The 16,109-nt window shown below is 58.1% G+C and carries 18 protein-coding genes and 1 riboswitch; of the genes, 14 read left to right on the top strand and 4 right to left on the bottom strand.

Features of this window, described 5'->3' with window-relative positions; all coding sequences use genetic code 11:
- Window positions 1–5: 5 nt before the first annotated feature.
- The 4 genes from cbiB to pduF all read right to left on the bottom strand — a co-directional run bounded on the left by cbiB (window position 6) and on the right by pduF (window position 4,788).
- On the bottom strand, window positions 6–965 hold the full coding sequence (gene cbiB / locus ABLV12_RS01120) for an adenosylcobinamide-phosphate synthase CbiB (protein WP_201506230.1): 960 nt from the start codon (window positions 963–965) through the stop codon (window positions 6–8).
- Window positions 962–2,341 (bottom strand): cobyrinate a,c-diamide synthase, encoded by a 1,380-nt coding sequence (locus tag ABLV12_RS01115; RefSeq protein WP_064397386.1) that lies wholly within the window; start codon window positions 2,339–2,341, stop codon window positions 962–964. The genes cbiB and ABLV12_RS01115 overlap by 4 nt, the downstream gene beginning before the upstream one ends.
- Before the next feature lie 87 nt (window positions 2,342–2,428).
- Window positions 2,429–2,597: riboswitch (cobalamin riboswitch) on the bottom strand.
- Window positions 2,598–2,887: 290 nt separating this feature from the next.
- Entirely contained in the window at window positions 2,888–3,799 is a 912-nt protein-coding gene (pocR, locus tag ABLV12_RS01110; RefSeq protein ID WP_004105115.1) for a regulatory protein PocR, read from the bottom strand.
- A 188-nt stretch (window positions 3,800–3,987) separates the two neighbouring features.
- Window positions 3,988–4,788, bottom strand: a complete 801-nt coding sequence (pduF, locus tag ABLV12_RS01105) for a propanediol diffusion facilitator PduF (RefSeq protein WP_004105118.1) — start codon at window positions 4,786–4,788, stop codon at window positions 3,988–3,990.
- A 525-nt stretch (window positions 4,789–5,313) separates the two neighbouring features.
- Here pduF and pduA point away from each other — a divergent pair.
- The 14 genes from pduA to pduP are packed head-to-tail and all read left to right on the top strand — an operon-like array spanning window position 5,314 to window position 16,099.
- Complete coding sequence (pduA, locus tag ABLV12_RS01100) at window positions 5,314–5,598, top strand: propanediol utilization microcompartment protein PduA (RefSeq protein ID WP_001183618.1); 285 nt, start codon at window positions 5,314–5,316, stop codon at window positions 5,596–5,598.
- A complete protein-coding gene (pduB, locus tag ABLV12_RS01095; RefSeq protein WP_004105122.1) occupies window positions 5,595–6,407 on the top strand; it encodes a propanediol utilization microcompartment protein PduB in 813 nt (270 codons plus the stop codon). Before pduA ends, pduB begins: the two co-directional genes overlap by 4 nt.
- An 18-nt stretch (window positions 6,408–6,425) precedes the next feature.
- The gene (pduC, locus tag ABLV12_RS01090) at window positions 6,426–8,090 is read left to right on the top strand and encodes a propanediol dehydratase large subunit PduC (protein WP_004105132.1); all 1,665 of its coding nucleotides are present in this window, start codon (window positions 6,426–6,428) and stop codon (window positions 8,088–8,090) included.
- A gap of 10 nt (window positions 8,091–8,100) precedes the next feature.
- On the top strand, window positions 8,101–8,775 hold the full coding sequence (gene pduD, locus ABLV12_RS01085; protein WP_004105135.1) for a propanediol dehydratase medium subunit PduD: 675 nt from the start codon (window positions 8,101–8,103) through the stop codon (window positions 8,773–8,775).
- A 14-nt stretch (window positions 8,776–8,789) separates the two neighbouring features.
- The gene (gene pduE, locus ABLV12_RS01080; RefSeq protein WP_004115017.1) at window positions 8,790–9,311 is read left to right on the top strand and encodes a propanediol dehydratase small subunit PduE; all 522 of its coding nucleotides are present in this window, start codon (window positions 8,790–8,792) and stop codon (window positions 9,309–9,311) included.
- Between the two features lie 15 nt (window positions 9,312–9,326).
- On the top strand, window positions 9,327–11,159 hold the full coding sequence (gene pduG / locus ABLV12_RS01075; RefSeq protein ID WP_064397384.1) for a propanediol dehydratase reactivase alpha subunit PduG: 1,833 nt from the start codon (window positions 9,327–9,329) through the stop codon (window positions 11,157–11,159).
- Window positions 11,149–11,499, top strand: coding sequence for a propanediol dehydratase reactivase beta subunit PduH (pduH, locus tag ABLV12_RS01070; protein ID WP_064372410.1), 351 nt, complete (start codon window positions 11,149–11,151; stop codon window positions 11,497–11,499). The genes pduG and pduH overlap by 11 nt, the downstream gene beginning before the upstream one ends.
- Window positions 11,500–11,518: 19 nt before the next feature.
- Window positions 11,519–11,794 (top strand): propanediol utilization microcompartment protein PduJ, encoded by a 276-nt coding sequence (gene pduJ / locus ABLV12_RS01065; protein WP_001057755.1) that lies wholly within the window; start codon window positions 11,519–11,521, stop codon window positions 11,792–11,794.
- Window positions 11,795–11,797: 3 nt separating this feature from the next.
- Complete coding sequence (locus ABLV12_RS01060; RefSeq protein WP_086075064.1) at window positions 11,798–12,280, top strand: BMC domain-containing protein; 483 nt, start codon at window positions 11,798–11,800, stop codon at window positions 12,278–12,280.
- Entirely contained in the window at window positions 12,280–12,912 is a 633-nt protein-coding gene (locus ABLV12_RS01055; RefSeq protein ID WP_325905379.1) for a phosphate propanoyltransferase, read from the top strand. The genes ABLV12_RS01060 and ABLV12_RS01055 overlap by 1 nt, the downstream gene beginning before the upstream one ends.
- Window positions 12,909–13,400 carry a microcompartment protein PduM gene (gene pduM, locus ABLV12_RS01050; RefSeq protein ID WP_348866726.1) on the top strand — a complete coding sequence of 164 codons (492 nt, stop codon included), beginning with the start codon at window positions 12,909–12,911 and terminating at the stop codon, window positions 13,398–13,400. Before ABLV12_RS01055 ends, pduM begins: the two co-directional genes overlap by 4 nt.
- Window positions 13,401–13,403: 3 nt before the next feature.
- Window positions 13,404–13,679: a propanediol utilization microcompartment protein PduN gene (gene pduN / locus ABLV12_RS01045; protein WP_000549823.1), complete on the top strand. Its 276-nt coding sequence runs from the start codon at window positions 13,404–13,406 to the stop codon at window positions 13,677–13,679.
- Window positions 13,680–13,688: 9 nt separating this feature from the next.
- Window positions 13,689–14,711 carry a two-domain cob(I)yrinic acid a,c-diamide adenosyltransferase PduO gene (gene pduO, locus ABLV12_RS01040; protein WP_064397380.1) on the top strand — a complete coding sequence of 341 codons (1,023 nt, stop codon included), beginning with the start codon at window positions 13,689–13,691 and terminating at the stop codon, window positions 14,709–14,711.
- Window positions 14,708–16,099: a CoA-acylating propionaldehyde dehydrogenase PduP gene (pduP, locus tag ABLV12_RS01035; protein ID WP_348866725.1), complete on the top strand. Its 1,392-nt coding sequence runs from the start codon at window positions 14,708–14,710 to the stop codon at window positions 16,097–16,099. Before pduO ends, pduP begins: the two co-directional genes overlap by 4 nt.
- The last annotated feature ends 10 nt before the right edge of the window (window positions 16,100–16,109 follow it).

Genomic DNA, 16,109 nt, shown 5'->3' with positions numbered 1-16,109 from the left:
TGTCCTCAGGCTGCGCCGACCAGCCAGAACCGGATCGCCATAAACAGCGCCAGCGCCAGGGTCGAAGACACCCACATCAGTCGAATCGTTCGGGAAATATCGTCTACGGAAACGTCGCGCGTCGCCTCGCCAATCCACGGCTTCTCCACGCGCTGACCAAAGTAATCGTTAGGGCCGCCAAGCCGGATGCCGAGCGCCCCGGCGACGGCGGCCTCCGACCATCCGCAGTTTGGGCTGCTGTGGTTGTAGCGATCGCGCCAGCCGATGCGCAACGCGCGGCCACTCGCTTCACCACAGAGGAGAGCGGCGAGGCTGATAAGCAGCCAGCTCAGGCGAGCGGGGATAAAGTTGGCGACATCATCAAGGCGAGCGCTAACCATGCCGATGGCGCGGTATTTTTCGTGCTTATAGCCGACCATCGAATCCAGGGTGTTGACCGCTTTATAGGCCATCGCCAGCGGCGCGCCGCCGAGCAGCAGGAAGAAGAGCGGCGCGATAATCCCGTCAACGGTGTTTTCCGCCACCGTCTCAACAACCGCGCGATTAATCTGCTGCGGCGCAAGCTGCGACGTGTCGCGCCCGACAATCCATGACAGCTTGCTACGGCTTTCCGCCAGATCCCCCGCGCGCAGCGGTCGCTCGACGTCCCGCGCCGACTGCGCCAGACAGCGTCCGGCCAGCACGGTGAAAATCATCCAGACCTCAACCAGCCAGCCAAGCCACGGATGAATCCTCTGCGCCAGCGTCAGCACGCACCAGCAGACGCCCCACGTCAGTCCGACTACAACTATCCACATCACCCCGCCGCCAATGCGCAAGGCAACATCGCTACGGCAATAGCGGCGCACGCCGCGCTGAACGGCGGCGATCAGGTTGCCAATCCAGCGCACCGGATGCGGCCAGCTTTGCGGATCGCCGATGATAAAATCGAGAAGCCAGGCAACGCCCCATGCCAGTAGCGTCATAGCGCGCTCCTTGCCGCAGCCAGCCAGTGGTTGAGCATGGTGGGGCGCTGCGCAAAGTGCAGGTGCAGATAGCTGGCGAACGCGTTGCCCACCTGCCAGCCGCCGGACCACTGCTGAAGGGTCATACCGTCGCGGACCTTGCGGCAGGCCAGAACCGCCGGGGACTCGGGAGTAAAATCCGAGTAGTGAAATTCATGTCCGCGCAGGGTTTCGCCCGGCGCCGCCAGCAGCGATTTGCGCATAGCTCGCGCCTCGCAGTAGCCAAAGCGGGTAAGCCGTTTGCCCATTTTGCTATGGCCGGGAATAAGGTTGGCCATCGGGTAGATATCACCGTTGGCGTCTTCCAGGGAGCTGCCGAGATACATCAGACCGCCGCATTCGGCGTAAATCGCCACCCCGCGCCGGTGCGCCTCCTGCAGCTGCGCCAGCATCGGCGTATTGGCCGCCAGCGCGGCAGCATAAATTTCCGGATAGCCGCCGCCGAGCCAAATCATCTGGCACGGTGGAAGCTCGCTATCGTGCAGCGGGCTGAAGCGCACGATATTCACTCCGCAGCGTTCAAGCAGCGAGAGGTTGTCCGGGTAGTAAAAGTTGAAGGCCTCGTCGTCGGCCAGCGCCAGCGTCAGGCCCGCGCCAGCATCAGGGGACGGCAGCGTCGGCCACTCCCCGGCGGGTAGGATGGAGAGCTGGCTGAGGGTAAGAAGCTGTTCAATATCCAGCGTTTGCGCCAGCGTTTGGGCAAAATCGCGCCACGGCTGCTGGTTAACCAGCGACTCGCGGGCGGTAACCAGTCCCAGATGGCGTTCGGGTAACGCCACCCCTTCCACTCGCGGTACGTAGCCGAGCACCGGCAGCTCGCAGTAGCGTTCAATGGCGCCTTTGAGCAGCTGATAATGGCTTTCGCTGTTGACGCGATTGACGATAACGCCGGCAATGTTAAGACTGGGGTCGAAGTGTTGAAATCCCATCACCGTGGCGGCGATGGAGGTGGAAACCGCTTTGCCATCTACCAGCAAAATGACCGGACAGCCGAGCTGTTTAGCCATCGCGGCGGTGCTGCAGTAGCCTGGGTCGGTACCGAAGCCGTCATAAAGCCCCATCACGCCCTCAATGACCGCGATATCCGCCCGCTGCATCTGTTCGCAAAATAGCGCGTTAAGCACCGGCTCCGGGAGCATAAAGCTGTCGAGGTTGCGGGAAGCGACGCCGCTGACGGCGGTGTGCCAGCCGGTGTCGAGGTAGTCCGGGCCGACTTTGCAGGGCTGAACCCGCATGCCGCGCTGCTTCAACAGGCTGAGCAGGCCAAGCGTGACCGTAGTTTTACCACAACCGCTGCCGGTACCTGCAAGAATGAATGCGTGCTGCCTGGCTGCCATACCCCGATCCTGTGCCGGGTGGTAGGGCTGCGTGCATTCCCAGTCTTTCGACTGTACGCATCTGAGCAACCCACTTCCCACCGAAGTTGTTGATTATTACCGACAGGCAGGTCTTCTGGCTTAGCGTCGTCCTCCCCCATCCTTCCCAATCCGGTAAGCAGATCAGTGGCTAAATATGGGTTCGTCAGCATCACAGCAGCGGGGGCTGCGGGGGATTCACACCCCCTTCCCTGGCGCCTGTCGGTTTTATCGAGCGGGATGAAACCCACTCGAATGATTCCCGGAACATCTTACGGAAGCAGAATGGCTCCCGTCGTGTTTAATTTTTAATTACCAAAGCCGTTTCATTACGCCGATGGCGCGCTGAAAGCCATTTCGGATATCACTCTATCTCATCAAATAAATAAAAACTGGTGCAGCTTATCGTTCTCTCATTATTAATTTGTTGCGCTATGACAATTTATTGCTCTGAATGAGATATTTTCATTTTATAATGAGCCAGATACGCGGGTATAACAAAAATCGGCAATAACAAATTATTGTCATTTAAAATGGCTCAGTTTGTGATCTGGCGTTAATTTGCTGGCGATAGGCCTGCGGAGTCACCTGATAGGCCTGGCGAAAAACTTTGCAAAAATAGCTTGTTTGCGAAAATCCTAAATTCCGCGCAATGCTGGCGATGCTCCAGTCGCTGTGGCAAAGCAGCTCTTTGGCGCTCACCATCCGCTGATGGTTCACCCAGGCATTAAAGCCAATACCCTGATATTTTTTGAACAGCTTACTGAAGTAATAGGGGCTGAGATAAACGTGAGCGGCGACGTCTTCCAGGCGAAGCTCGTCGGATAAATGGGCATCAATGTAGCGCAGCGCCTTCTTCATTTTGCTGTCATGAGGGCTGGCAACGCGGCTGGCGCGCGCAGGTTCCGGCTGCTGGGGATTATCTTTAATCACCACAAAGTTGAGCTGTTTTTTAAGGCAGTTTTCGACGATGAGCTTCAGTAAATCAGCAGAAGCAATCACTCTGGAGTAGTCCATTTCCGGCACGTCGCGAAACGCTTTAAGCAGCTCAGGGTCGGCCTGCCAGCGGTCATCCACGTTGAGGATATCGACCAGTTCAACATCGTTGCTTAAGCGCACCTGGCCGCAAAGCACAAAGCCCACAAGGTGCCCGGCAATGACCAGAGGAATGGAGAAATCGGTTAACCCGGCGTGGCAGCGGTAGATACAGAGCTGATCGGTTTTAGACGCCTCAAGCCCGCCGCAGCGGTCGCTCATTCGACAGCGGGTGCTGTGCTGGGGATGCTGGCGCATCAGCTGGCAAAAAGGTGTGAAGTTAAACAGTTCAGATATTTCATCACCATGAATATTGACGACCACCACCGCCAGACTGGTGGCCTGCGCAAAATCCTGTGCGATTTTATTAATGAGTTCTGAGTTCAGTGTGCTCGCAGAAATCATGATAAAACCTCTCAGTTAATTTTTTGTTATAAATAAAACATTTCTTTAATATTTACTTCCTTTCATCATCAATTGCCGCCAACGATAAAAGAATAATACGATAGCAAAAGTCTCCCATCCGTGGGAGACGTTTTTGGCGAGTTCGTGATACCGGTTCATGAAAAATTTTGGCTATTTCAGCCGTGACCTTAATCCTCTAATTTACAGGTATTACACGGTAGATTATTACCAATCAGATAACGATAGATGGCCGCGCCGAGACAAGCGCCGATCAGTGGCGCAATAATCGGCACAATAAAGTACGGAATATCCCTTCCGCCGGTCATCGCGATATCGCCCCAACCCGCCATCCACGTAAACAGCTTCGGCCCAAAATCACGCGCCGGATTCATCGCAAAGCCGGTCAGCGGCCCGGTTGAAGCGCCAATTACCGCCACCAGCAGGCCGATCAGCAGCGGGGCCAGCGGCCCTTTCGGTACGCCGTTGCCGTCGTCGGTCAGCGCCATAATCATCCCCATCAGCATGGAGGTGATCACCACTTCAACCAGCGCCGCATGCCAGATGCTCAGCGATGCCGCCGGGTAGGTGCTGAAAATACTCGCCAGCTGCAGGCTCTCTACGCTGCCGCGCGCGATATGGTGGGCGGATTCAAACTCGGTAAACATCGTGCTGTACAGCACATAGGCCAGCACCGCGCCGCCAAAGGCGCCGGCAACCTGTGAAACGATATAGGGGAAAACTTTTCGTCCGGGAAAGCAGGCAAACAGCCATAAAGCGACGGTCACCGCCGGGTTGAGATGCCCGCCGGAGATCCCCGAAGTCAGATACACGGCAAGCGAGATCCCCAACCCCCAGATAATGCATATCTCCCACAGTCCGAGGCTGGCTCCCGCCACCTTTAACGCGCTCAGGCAGCCGATGCCGAAAAACAAAAATAGCCCGGTGCCCAAAAACTCGGCGGTACATTGCGCTTTTAACGAATCATTCATTATGACACCTTCTTAGCAGAGTTCGTGTCCTGACCAGCCAACATCCTGCTGGCAGTAGAGTACAACGGGCACCACTATATGAACTCCCGTCCGCAAATTGTTGGCAACCTGCTGACGGCAGCCTCCGGAAAATTCGGGCATCAATAACAAATTATTGTCATTAAATAACTCAGAATTGCATTGCTCACGCGCGGCTTTCGCAATTATGCCACCGCCATGGCATGCAAAAATATTGCTAAAACCAACTCATCGTTTTCCAACAAACATCACAAATCAGATTCTCTCGCATAGCAGATAAAATTAAAATCGTCATGAACAAATTTGTAAATATGGAATATACAAAACAAGATAATCACATCAGCACAAATAAAAATAACAAATAACATCAAACAGTTAAATAAATAAACGACAATTTTATATTATCCAATACCCACTATTTTTTCACCATCAAATTGAAGTCAGCCATTCTTTTTCCTCGCATCTTCTTATAGTCCCAACTATCGGAACACTCCATGCGAGGTCTTTATGCAACAAGAAGCACTAGGAATGGTAGAAACCAAAGGCTTAACCGCAGCCATAGAGGCCGCTGATGCAATGGTTAAGTCAGCCAATGTGATGTTAGTGGGCTATGAAAAGATTGGCTCCGGGCTGGTAACCGTCATCGTGCGCGGCGATGTTGGCGCGGTAAAAGCGGCCACCGATGCGGGTGCCGCCGCCGCACGTAACGTGGGTGAAGTGAAAGCCGTACACGTCATCCCACGCCCTCACACCGATGTAGAAAAAATCTTACCGAAGGGAATTAGCCAATGAGCAGCAATGAGCTGGTTGAACAGATCATGGCTCAGGTGATTGCCCGCGTGGCAACGCCGGAACAGCAGGCCATCCCTACTGAAAACCATCCAATACGAGAGACGGCTATGGCAGAAAAAAGCTGCAGTTTAACGGAATTTGTCGGGACCGCCATTGGCGACACCCTGGGTCTGGTTATCGCCAACGTCGATACCGCCCTGCTGGACGCGATGAAGCTTGAAAAGCGCTATCGCTCCATCGGCATTCTCGGCGCCCGTACCGGCGCAGGCCCGCACATTATGGCGGCGGACGAAGCGGTGAAAGCCACCAACACCGAAGTGGTCAGCATTGAGCTTCCGCGCGATACCAAAGGCGGTGCAGGCCACGGTTCGTTGATTATATTAGGCGGCAACGACGTTTCCGACGTTAAGCGCGGGATTGAAGTTGCGCTGAAAGAGCTCGACCGCACCTTCGGCGATGTTTACGGCAATGAAGCCGGACATATCGAGCTGCAGTACACCGCCCGCGCCAGCTACGCCCTGGAAAAAGCCTTCGGCGCGCCGATTGGCCGCGCCTGCGGCATTATCGTCGGCGCACCGGCCTCCGTTGGCGTGCTGATGGCCGATACCGCCCTGAAGTCAGCCAACGTAGAAGTCGTGGCGTATAGCTCTCCGGCGCACGGCACCAGCTTCAGTAACGAAGCCATCCTGGTGATTTCCGGCGACTCCGGCGCGGTCCGCCAGGCAGTCACCTCCGCGCGCGAAATCGGTAAAACCGTCCTTGCGACCCTCGGTTCTGAACCGAAAAACGATCGCCCGTCCTACATCTGATACCCACGAGGCTGATTCATGAGATCGAAAAGATTTGAAGCACTGGCGAAACGCCCTGTGAATCAGGACGGCTTCGTTAAGGAGTGGATCGAAGAAGGCTTTATCGCGATGGAAAGCCCGAACGATCCGAAACCGTCGATAAAAATCGTTAACGGCGCGGTGACCGAGCTGGACGGGAAACCGGTGAGCGATTTTGACCTGATCGACCACTTTATCGCCCGCTACGGCATTAACCTGAATCGCGCCGAAGAAGTGATGGCGATGGATTCGGTTAAGCTGGCCAATATGCTGTGCGATCCGAACGTTAAACGCAGCGAAATCGTCCCGCTGACCACCGCGATGACGCCGGCAAAAATTGTCGAAGTGGTTTCGCATATGAACGTCGTTGAGATGATGATGGCGATGCAGAAAATGCGCGCCCGCCGCACCCCATCCCAGCAGGCGCACGTCACCAACGTCAAAGATAACCCGGTACAGATTGCCGCCGACGCCGCCGAAGGCGCATGGCGCGGATTTGACGAACAGGAAACCACCGTTGCGGTAGCGCGCTACGCGCCGTTCAACGCCATCGCGCTGCTGGTCGGCTCGCAGGTAGGCCGTCCGGGCGTACTGACTCAGTGCTCGCTGGAAGAAGCCACCGAGCTGAAGCTCGGCATGCTGGGCCACACCTGCTACGCCGAAACCATCTCCGTCTACGGTACCGAACCGGTCTTTACCGACGGCGACGACACGCCGTGGTCGAAGGGTTTCTTAGCCTCCTCCTACGCCTCTCGCGGTCTGAAAATGCGCTTCACCTCCGGCTCCGGCTCCGAAGTGCAGATGGGCTACGCCGAAGGCAAATCCATGCTTTACCTGGAAGCGCGCTGCATCTACATCACCAAAGCCGCGGGCGTACAGGGCCTGCAAAACGGTTCCGTTAGCTGCATCGGCGTGCCGTCTGCGGTACCTTCCGGCATTCGCGCGGTGCTGGCGGAAAACCTGATCTGTTCGTCGCTGGATCTGGAGTGCGCCTCCAGTAACGACCAGACCTTCACCCACTCCGATATGCGTCGTACCGCGCGCCTGCTGATGCAGTTTCTGCCGGGGACCGACTTTATCTCTTCCGGTTATTCCGCGGTGCCGAACTACGACAACATGTTCGCCGGTTCCAACGAAGATGCCGAAGACTTTGACGACTACAACGTCATCCAGCGCGACCTGAAGGTGGACGGTGGTCTGCGTCCGGTTCGCGAAGAAGATGTTATCGCCATCCGTAATAAGGCTGCCCGCGCGCTGCAGGCCGTTTTTGCCGGAATGGGGCTGCCGCCGATTACCGATGAAGAAGTTGAAGCCGCGACCTACGCCCACGGTTCGAAAGATATGCCGGAACGCAACATCGTCGAAGACATCAAGTTCGCCCAGGAAATCATCAATAAAAACCGCAACGGCCTGGAAGTAGTGAAAGCGCTGGCGCAGGGCGGGTTCACCGACGTTGCCCAGGACATGCTCAACATCCAGAAAGCCAAGCTGACCGGAGACTATCTGCATACCTCCGCAATTATCGTCGGCGATGGGCAGGTGCTGTCAGCCGTCAACGACGTTAACGACTATGCCGGTCCGGCAACGGGCTATCGCCTGCAGGGCGAACGCTGGGAAGAGATTAAAAACATCCCTGGCGCTCTTGATCCCAACGAGATTGATTAAGGGGTGAGAAATGGAAATTAATGAAAAATTGCTGCGCCAGATAATTGAAGAAGTGCTCAGCGAGATGAAGGGCAGCGATAAACCCGTCTCGTTTACTGCGCCAGCGGCCTCCGCGGCGCCCCAGGCCACGCCGCCCGCTGGCGACGGCTTCCTGACGGAAGTGGGCGAAGCGCGTCAGGGAACCCAGCAGGACGAAGTGATTATCGCCGTCGGCCCGGCTTTCGGCCTGGCGCAGACCGTCAATATCGTCGGCATACCGCATAAGAGCATTTTGCGCGAAGTCATTGCCGGTATTGAAGAAGAAGGCATTAAGGCGCGCGTGATTCGCTGCTTTAAATCCTCCGACGTGGCCTTCGTAGCCGTTGAAGGCAATCGCCTGAGCGGTTCCGGCATCTCTATCGGCATCCAGTCAAAAGGCACCACGGTGATTCACCAGCAGGGGCTGCCGCCGCTCTCTAACCTGGAGCTGTTCCCCCAGGCGCCGCTGCTGACCCTGGAAACCTATCGCCAGATTGGTAAAAACGCCGCCCGCTATGCGAAACGCGAATCGCCGCAGCCGGTCCCGACGCTGAACGACCAGATGGCGCGGCCAAAATACCAGGCGAAATCGGCCATTTTGCACATTAAAGAGACCAAGTACGTGGTGACGGGCAAAAACCCGCAGGAACTGCGCGTGGCGCTTTGATAAAGGATAACTCCATGAATACCGACGCAATTGAATCGATGGTGCGCGACGTATTAAGCCGCATGAACAGCCTGCAGGGCGAGGCGCCGACGGCGGCTCCGGCGGCAGACGGCACGTCCCGTAGCGCAAAGGTCAGCGACTACCCGCTGGCGAACAAACACCCGGAATGGGTGAAAACCGCCACCAATAAAACGCTGGACGACTTTACGCTGGAAAACGTGCTGAGCAACAAAGTTACCGCCCAGGATATGCGTATTACCCCGGAAACGCTGCGCTTACAGGCTTCTATCGCCAGGGACGCGGGCCGCGACCGGCTGGCGATGAACTTCGAACGCGCCGCCGAACTGACCGCGGTACCGGACGATCGCATTCTTGAAATCTACAACGCCCTCCGCCCCTATCGCTCGACGAAAGAGGAGCTGCTGGCGATCGCCGACGATCTCGAAAGCCGCTATCAGGCGAAGATTTGCGCCGCTTTCGTTCGCGAAGCGGCAACGCTGTACGTCGAGCGTAAAAAACTCAAAGGCGACGATTAATTACAGGGGTATGTGATGCGATATATAGCTGGCATTGATATCGGCAACTCATCGACGGAAGTCGCCCTGGCGACTCTGAATGAGGTTGGCACGCTGACAATCACCCACAGCGCGCTGGCGGAAACCACCGGGATCAAAGGCACGTTGCGTAACGTGTTCGGTATTCAGGAGGCGCTCGCCCTCGTCGCCAGAGGCGCCGGGATCGCTGTCAGCGATATTTCGCTCATCCGCATTAATGAAGCTACGCCGGTGATTGGCGATGTGGCGATGGAAACCATTACCGAGACCATCATCACCGAATCGACCATGATCGGCCATAACCCGAAAACGCCCGGCGGCGCGGGGCTTGGCGTGGGCATCACCATTACGCCACAGGAGCTGTTAACCCGCCCGGCGGACGCGCCCTATATCCTGGTGGTGTCGTCGGCGTTCGATTTTGCCGATATCGCCAGCGTGATTAACGCTTCCCTGCGCGCCGGATATCAGATTACCGGCGTCATTTTGCAACGCGACGATGGCGTGCTGGTCAGCAACCGGCTGGAAAAACCGCTGCCGATTGTTGACGAAGTGCTGTACATCGACCGCATTCCGCTGGGAATGCTGGCGGCAATTGAGGTCGCCGTCCCGGGGAAGGTCATCGAAACGCTCTCTAACCCCTACGGCATCGCCACCGTATTCAACCTCAACGCCGAGGAGACGAAAAACATCGTCCCGATGGCTCGCGCGCTGATTGGCAACCGTTCCGCCGTGGTGGTCAAAACGCCATCCGGTGACGTCAAAGCGCGCGCGATACCCGCCGGTAACCTTGAGCTGCTGGCCCAGGGCCGGAGCGTACGCGTAGACGTTGCCGCTGGCGCCGAAGCCATCATGAAAGCGGTCGACGGCTGCGGCAAGCTCGATAACGTCACCGGCGAGTCGGGGACCAATATCGGCGGCATGCTGGAACACGTGCGCCAGACCATGGCCGAGCTGACCAACAAGCCCAGCAGCGAAATATTCATTCAGGACCTGCTGGCCGTCGATACCTCGGTGCCGGTGAGCGTCACCGGCGGTCTTGCCGGGGAGTTCTCGCTGGAGCAGGCCGTGGGCATCGCCTCAATGGTGAAATCGGATCGTTTGCAGATGGCGATGATTGCCCGCGAAATCGAGCAGAAGCTCAATATCGACGTGCAGATCGGCGGCGCCGAGGCCGAAGCCGCCATTCTGGGCGCGCTGACCACGCCGGGTACCACCCGACCGCTGGCGATCCTCGACCTCGGCGCAGGCTCCACCGATGCCTCCATCATCAACCCCAAAGGCGAAATCATCGCCACTCACCTCGCCGGAGCTGGCGATATGGTGACGATGATTATTGCCCGCGAGCTGGGGCTGGAAGACCGCTATCTGGCGGAAGAGATCAAGAAGTATCCGCTGGCCAAGGTGGAAAGTCTGTTCCATTTACGCCACGAGGACGGCAGCGTGCAGTTCTTCTCCACGCCGCTGCCCCCCGCCGTATTCGCCCGCGTCTGCGTGGTGAAACCGGACGAACTGGTGCCACTACCCGGCGACTTAGCGCTGGAAAAAGTACGCGCCATTCGCCGCAGCGCCAAAGAGCGGGTCTTTGTCACCAACGCCCTGCGCGCACTGCGTCAGGTCAGCCCCACCGGCAACATTCGCGATATTCCGTTCGTGGTGCTGGTCGGCGGTTCGTCGCTGGATTTCGAGGTCCCGCAGCTGGTCACCGATGCGCTGGCGCACTACCGCCTGGTTGCCGGGCGGGGAAATATTCGCGGCAGCGAGGGCCCCAGAAACGCGGTGGCCACCGGCCTGATTCTCTCCTGGCATAAGGAGTTCGCGCATGGACAGTAATCACAGCGCTCCGGCTATTGTGATCGCCGCCATCGACGGCTGCGACGACCTGTGGCGCGAAGTGCTGCTGGGTATCGAAGAGGAAGGCATTCCTTTCCTGCTCCAGCATCACCCGGCCGGGGATGTCGTGGACAGCGCCTGGCAGGCGGCGCGCAGCTCGCCGCTACTGGTGGGCATCGCCTGCGATCGCCATACGCTGGTCGTGCACTACAAGAATTTACCCGCATCGGCGCCGCTTTTTACGCTGATGCATCATCAGGACAGTCAGGCCCAACGTAACACCGGTAATAACGCGGCACGGCTGGTCAAAGGGATCCCGTTCCGGGATCTGAATAGCTAAGCAACAGGAGAACAGCAGTATGAATAACGCACTGGGACTGGTTGAAACAAAAGGGTTAGTAGGCGCCATTGAGGCCGCCGATGCGATGGTGAAATCGGCCAACGTGCAGCTGGTCGGCTACGAAAAAATTGGCTCGGGTCTGGTGACCGTAATGGTTCGCGGCGATGTCGGCGCGGTCAAAGCGGCGGTAGATGCGGGCAGCGCGGCGGCAAGCGTCGTAGGCGAAGTGAAATCCTGCCACGTGATCCCGCGTCCGCACAGCGACGTTGAGGCCATTTTACCGAAATCAGCCTGATTGATGGCGAATAAGGAGCACCGCGTGAAGCAATCACTGGGATTACTTGAAGTTTGTGGTCTGGCACTGGCTATTAGCTGCGCCGATATCATGGCGAAATCCGCTTCTATCACGCTGGTCGCCCTCGAAAAGACCAATGGTTCAGGCTGGACGGTCATTAAAATTACCGGTGATGTGGCCTCAGTACAGGCGGCCATCACCACCGGTGCACAGTTTGCCGAACAGCGAAACGGTCTGGTGGCTCATAAAGTCATCGCCAGACCCGGAGAAGGGATCCTGCCCGCAGAGGCTCCCCCCCCCTCCGTCATGGAACCTGAGCCTGAAGAGTCAGAGACGGCTAATGTCGTTTCTGAAGCGCCAGCAGAAGAGCCCCTCCAGCAACAAGGCGTGGTCAGCTGCAACCTGTGTCTGGATCCAAAATGTCCGCGCCAGAAGGGCGAGCCGCGCACCCTTTGCATTCATCCCGGCAAGCGAGGTGAAGCGTAATGGATAAACAGCTTCTCGAATCAACGGTCAGTAAAGTCCTCGACGAGATGCGTCTGCGGCCCATTCCGCTGGGGGTTTCAAATCGTCATATCCACCTGTCGGCGTCGGATTATGAACGCCTGTTTCCTGGCCATCCCATCAGCGAGAAAAAAGCGCTGCTGCAGCCGGGACAGTACGCTGCGGAGCAAACCGTCACCCTGGTAGGGCCGAAGGGGCAGCTTAAAAATGTGCGCCTGCTCGGCCCACTGCGTTCGGTAAGCCAGGTGGAAATATCGCGTACCGATGCCAGAACCCTGGGGGTTGCGGCGCCGCTGAGAATGTCTGGCGATCTGAAAGGGACGCCGGGCATCCGTCTGGTCAGCCCCTATGGCGAACTGACGCTGTCGTCAGGGGTTATCGTCGCGCAGCGGCATATTCATATGTCGCCGCTCGATGCGCTGATCCTGCGGGTTTCCCACGGCGATAGGGTCTCCGTGGCCATTGAAGGCGACGAGCGCGGGCTGATTTTCAACAACGTGACGATTCGCGTTTCACCGGATATGCGTCTCGAAATGCACATTGATACCGATGAAGCCAACGCCGCCGGCGCCGATAATCCGCAGGCCTTTGCCCGGCTGGTAGGCCCGCGATGAACGGCGAAGTTCTTCAGCGCATCGTGGAGGAAATCGTCTCCAGGCTGCAGCGTCGCGCCCACAGCACGGCGACGCTGAGCGTTGCGCAGCTGCGCGATGCCGACGGCCCCGGGCTGTTCAGCCAGCACGCCTCGCTGCGCATCCTGCTTGTCGACCTGCCGCTGCTGGGCCAGCTGACGGAGGCGGAAACCGACGATCCTGCGGCCCGGAAAATTCACGACGCGCTGGCTTTCGGCATCCGCGTGCAGCTCACCCTGCACAGCCAGCTGCTGCCGGTTATCCCGGTCAAAAAACTGGCGCGCCTGCCGACGATCTTCACCGACGAGCGCGGGCTGCCGCTGATCCTGCACGCAGGATCGGTGCTGAGCTATCGCGACGTCGCGCAGCTGGGCCAGGGTCGCCTGGTTATCCACCGCAAATGCATCGTGACCGCGCTGGCGTGCGAAGCGGCACAGGCGCGGCATATTCAATTAATTAAGCAGGAGTAAATCATGCATCTGGCACGAGTCACGGGCGCGGTTGTCTCCACGCAAAAATCGCCTTCCCTGATCGGCAAAAAGCTGCTGCTGGTGCGGCGGGTCAGCGCCGATGGCGAGCTTCCCGCCTCGCCGACCTCCGGTGATGAAGTCGCCGTGGATTCCGTCGGCGCGGGGATCGGCGAGCTGGTTCTGCTCAGCGGCGGCTCCAGCGCCAGGCACGTTTTTTCCGGGCCAAACGAGGCCATCGACCTCGCCGTTGTCGGCATTGTCGATACGCTTTCACGTTAAGGAGCGAATATGGCGATTTATACCCGAACGGGCGACGCTGGCACCACCTCACTCTTTACCGGCCAGCGGGTGAGTAAAACCCACCCGCGGGTTGAAGCCTACGGCACGCTGGATGAGCTGAACGCCGCGCTGAGCCTGTGCGCCTGCGCCGCCGCGGATGAAAATCACCGCGCCTTACTTGAGGCCATCCAGCAGCAGCTTTTTTGGTTTAGCGCAGAACTGGCCAGCGACAGCGAACGGCCGTCACCGAAACAGCGCTACATCAGCAGCGAAGAGATTTCCGCTCTGGAAGCCGCCATCGATCGGGCCATGGCCCGCGTCGAACCGCTGCACAGTTTTATTTTACCCGGCCGCTGCGAAGCCGCGAGCCGCCTGCATTTTGCCCGCACGCTGGCCCGCCGGGCCGAACGGCGACTGGTTGAGCTGGCGGCGGAAGTCAACGTGCGCCAGGTGCTGATGCGCTACATCAATCGCTTGTCAGACTGCCTGTACGCCCTGGCGCGCGCGGAAGATAGCGATGCGCACCAGAACAACATCATTCGTGAAGTGAGCCGGCGCTATCTGGCCGCCACTCTACCGAGCCGCAGCAAGGAGAAGACGCCCCTGGACCTTTCCCTGGACCTTTCATTCCACGATCTGCACCAGCTCACCCGCGCCGCCGTTGAGCGCGCGCAGCAGCTTCAGGTGCCGGTGGTGATCAGTATCGTTGACGCACACGGCACCGAAACCGTGACCTGGCGGATGCCGGACGCCCTGTTGGTCAGCAGCGAACTGGCGCCGAAAAAAGCCTGGACCGCGGTGGCGATGAAAACGGCGACCCATGAGCTGAGCGAGGCCGTTCAGCCTGGCGCCGCGCTTTATGGCCTCGAAACGCATTTGCAGGGAAAAGTGGTTACCTTTGGCGGCGGTTACGCCCTGTGGCGCGACGGCTCATTAATTGGGGGTCTTGGCATCAGCGGCGGCAGCGTTGAACAGGACATGGATATAGCACAGACCGCCATCGCGGCCATTAACGTGGGAACTCATCAATGAATACTTCTGAACTCGAAACGCTTATTCGCACCATTCTTAGCGAACAGTTAACCCCAGCCCAAACGCCAAACCCGGCGCAGGGCAAAGGGATTTTTCAGTCCGTGAGCGAGGCCATTAATGCCGCGCATCAGGCGTTCTTACGTTATCAGCAGTGCCCGCTAAAAACCCGCAGCGCCATCATTAGCGCAATGCGTCAGGAGCTGACGCCGCATCTGGCCGCCCTGGCGGAAGAGAGCGCCAATGAAACGGGGATGGGCAACAAAGAAGATAAATTTTTGAAAAACAAAGCTGCGCTGGACAACACGCCGGGCGTGGAAGATCTCACCACCACGGCACTGACCGGCGACGGCGGCATGGTGCTGTTTGAGTATTCGCCATTTGGCGTTATCGGGTCGGTCGCACCGAGCACCAACCCGACGGAAACCATCATTAATAACAGCATCAGCATGCTGGCGGCGGGCAATAGCGTCTACTTCAGCCCGCATCCGGGAGCAAAAAAGGTCTCACTGAAGCTGATTAGCATGATTGAAGAGATTGTTTTCCGCTGCTGCGGCATCCGCAATCTGGTGGTTACCGTAGCAGAACCCACTTTCGAAGCCACCCAGCAGATGATGGCCCATCCGCGCATTGCGGTTCTGGCCATTACCGGCGGCCCGGGTATTGTGGCGATGGGCATGAAGAGCGGTAAGAAAGTCATTGGCGCTGGCGCGGGTAACCCGCCCTGCATCGTTGATGAAACGGCGGATCTGGTTAAAGCGGCGGAAGATATCATCAACGGCGCCTCGTTCGATTACAACCTGCCCTGCATTGCCGAGAAGAGCCTGATTGTGGTGGAGAGCGTCGCCGAACGTCTGGTGCAGCAAATGCAAACCTTCGGCGCGCTGCTGCTGAGCCCTGCCGACACTGACAAACTCCGGGCCGCCTGCCTGCCTGAAGGCCAGGCGAATAAAAAACTGGTCGGCAAAAGCCCATCAGCCATGCTCGAAGCGGCCGGGATCGCCGTTCCGTCGAAAGCGCCGCGTCTGCTGATAGCGCTGGTTAACGCCGACGATCCGTGGGTTACCACCGAGCAGCTGATGCCGATGCTGCCGATAGTGAAAGTTAGCGATTTCGATAGCGCGCTGGCCCTGGCGCTGAAGGTTGAAGAGGGACTGCATCATACCGCCATTATGCACTCGCAGAACGTGTCGCGCCTGAACCTCGCGGCCCGCACCCTGCAAACCTCGATATTCGTCAAGAACGGCCCCTCTTATGCCGGGATCGGCGTCGGCGGCGAAGGCTTTACCACCTTTACTATCGCCACGCCGACCGGTGAAGGGACAACCTCGGCGCGCACGTTTGCCCGCTCCCGTCGCTGCGTGCTGACCAACGGCTTTTCCATTCGCTAACCGAGGTCGC

Source organism: Klebsiella sp. CN_Kp100 (assembly GCF_040065315.1).
GTDB classification, from domain to species: Bacteria; Pseudomonadota; Gammaproteobacteria; order Enterobacterales; family Enterobacteriaceae; genus Klebsiella; species Klebsiella oxytoca.
Note: the sequence above shows the minus strand (reverse complement) of the source record. Positions and strands in the feature narration are given on the sequence as shown.

Coding starts and splice junctions, on each gene's coding strand:
- cbiB (WP_201506230.1), bottom strand. CDS start 965: ATGACGCTACTGGCATGGGGCGTTGCCTGGCTTCTCGATTTTATCATC.
- ABLV12_RS01115 (WP_064397386.1), bottom strand. CDS start 2,341: ATGGCAGCCAGGCAGCACGCATTCATTCTTGCAGGTACCGGCAGCGGT.
- pocR (WP_004105115.1), bottom strand. CDS start 3,799: ATGATTTCTGCGAGCACACTGAACTCAGAACTCATTAATAAAATCGCA.
- pduF (WP_004105118.1), bottom strand. CDS start 4,788: ATGAATGATTCGTTAAAAGCGCAATGTACCGCCGAGTTTTTGGGCACC.
- pduA (WP_001183618.1), top strand. CDS start 5,314: ATGCAACAAGAAGCACTAGGAATGGTAGAAACCAAAGGCTTAACCGCA.
- pduB (WP_004105122.1), top strand. CDS start 5,595: ATGAGCAGCAATGAGCTGGTTGAACAGATCATGGCTCAGGTGATTGCC.
- pduC (WP_004105132.1), top strand. CDS start 6,426: ATGAGATCGAAAAGATTTGAAGCACTGGCGAAACGCCCTGTGAATCAG.
- pduD (WP_004105135.1), top strand. CDS start 8,101: ATGGAAATTAATGAAAAATTGCTGCGCCAGATAATTGAAGAAGTGCTC.
- pduE (WP_004115017.1), top strand. CDS start 8,790: ATGAATACCGACGCAATTGAATCGATGGTGCGCGACGTATTAAGCCGC.
- pduG (WP_064397384.1), top strand. CDS start 9,327: ATGCGATATATAGCTGGCATTGATATCGGCAACTCATCGACGGAAGTC.
- pduH (WP_064372410.1), top strand. CDS start 11,149: ATGGACAGTAATCACAGCGCTCCGGCTATTGTGATCGCCGCCATCGAC.
- pduJ (WP_001057755.1), top strand. CDS start 11,519: ATGAATAACGCACTGGGACTGGTTGAAACAAAAGGGTTAGTAGGCGCC.
- ABLV12_RS01060 (WP_086075064.1), top strand. CDS start 11,798: ATGGCGAATAAGGAGCACCGCGTGAAGCAATCACTGGGATTACTTGAA.
- ABLV12_RS01055 (WP_325905379.1), top strand. CDS start 12,280: ATGGATAAACAGCTTCTCGAATCAACGGTCAGTAAAGTCCTCGACGAG.
- pduM (WP_348866726.1), top strand. CDS start 12,909: ATGAACGGCGAAGTTCTTCAGCGCATCGTGGAGGAAATCGTCTCCAGG.
- pduN (WP_000549823.1), top strand. CDS start 13,404: ATGCATCTGGCACGAGTCACGGGCGCGGTTGTCTCCACGCAAAAATCG.
- pduO (WP_064397380.1), top strand. CDS start 13,689: ATGGCGATTTATACCCGAACGGGCGACGCTGGCACCACCTCACTCTTT.
- pduP (WP_348866725.1), top strand. CDS start 14,708: ATGAATACTTCTGAACTCGAAACGCTTATTCGCACCATTCTTAGCGAA.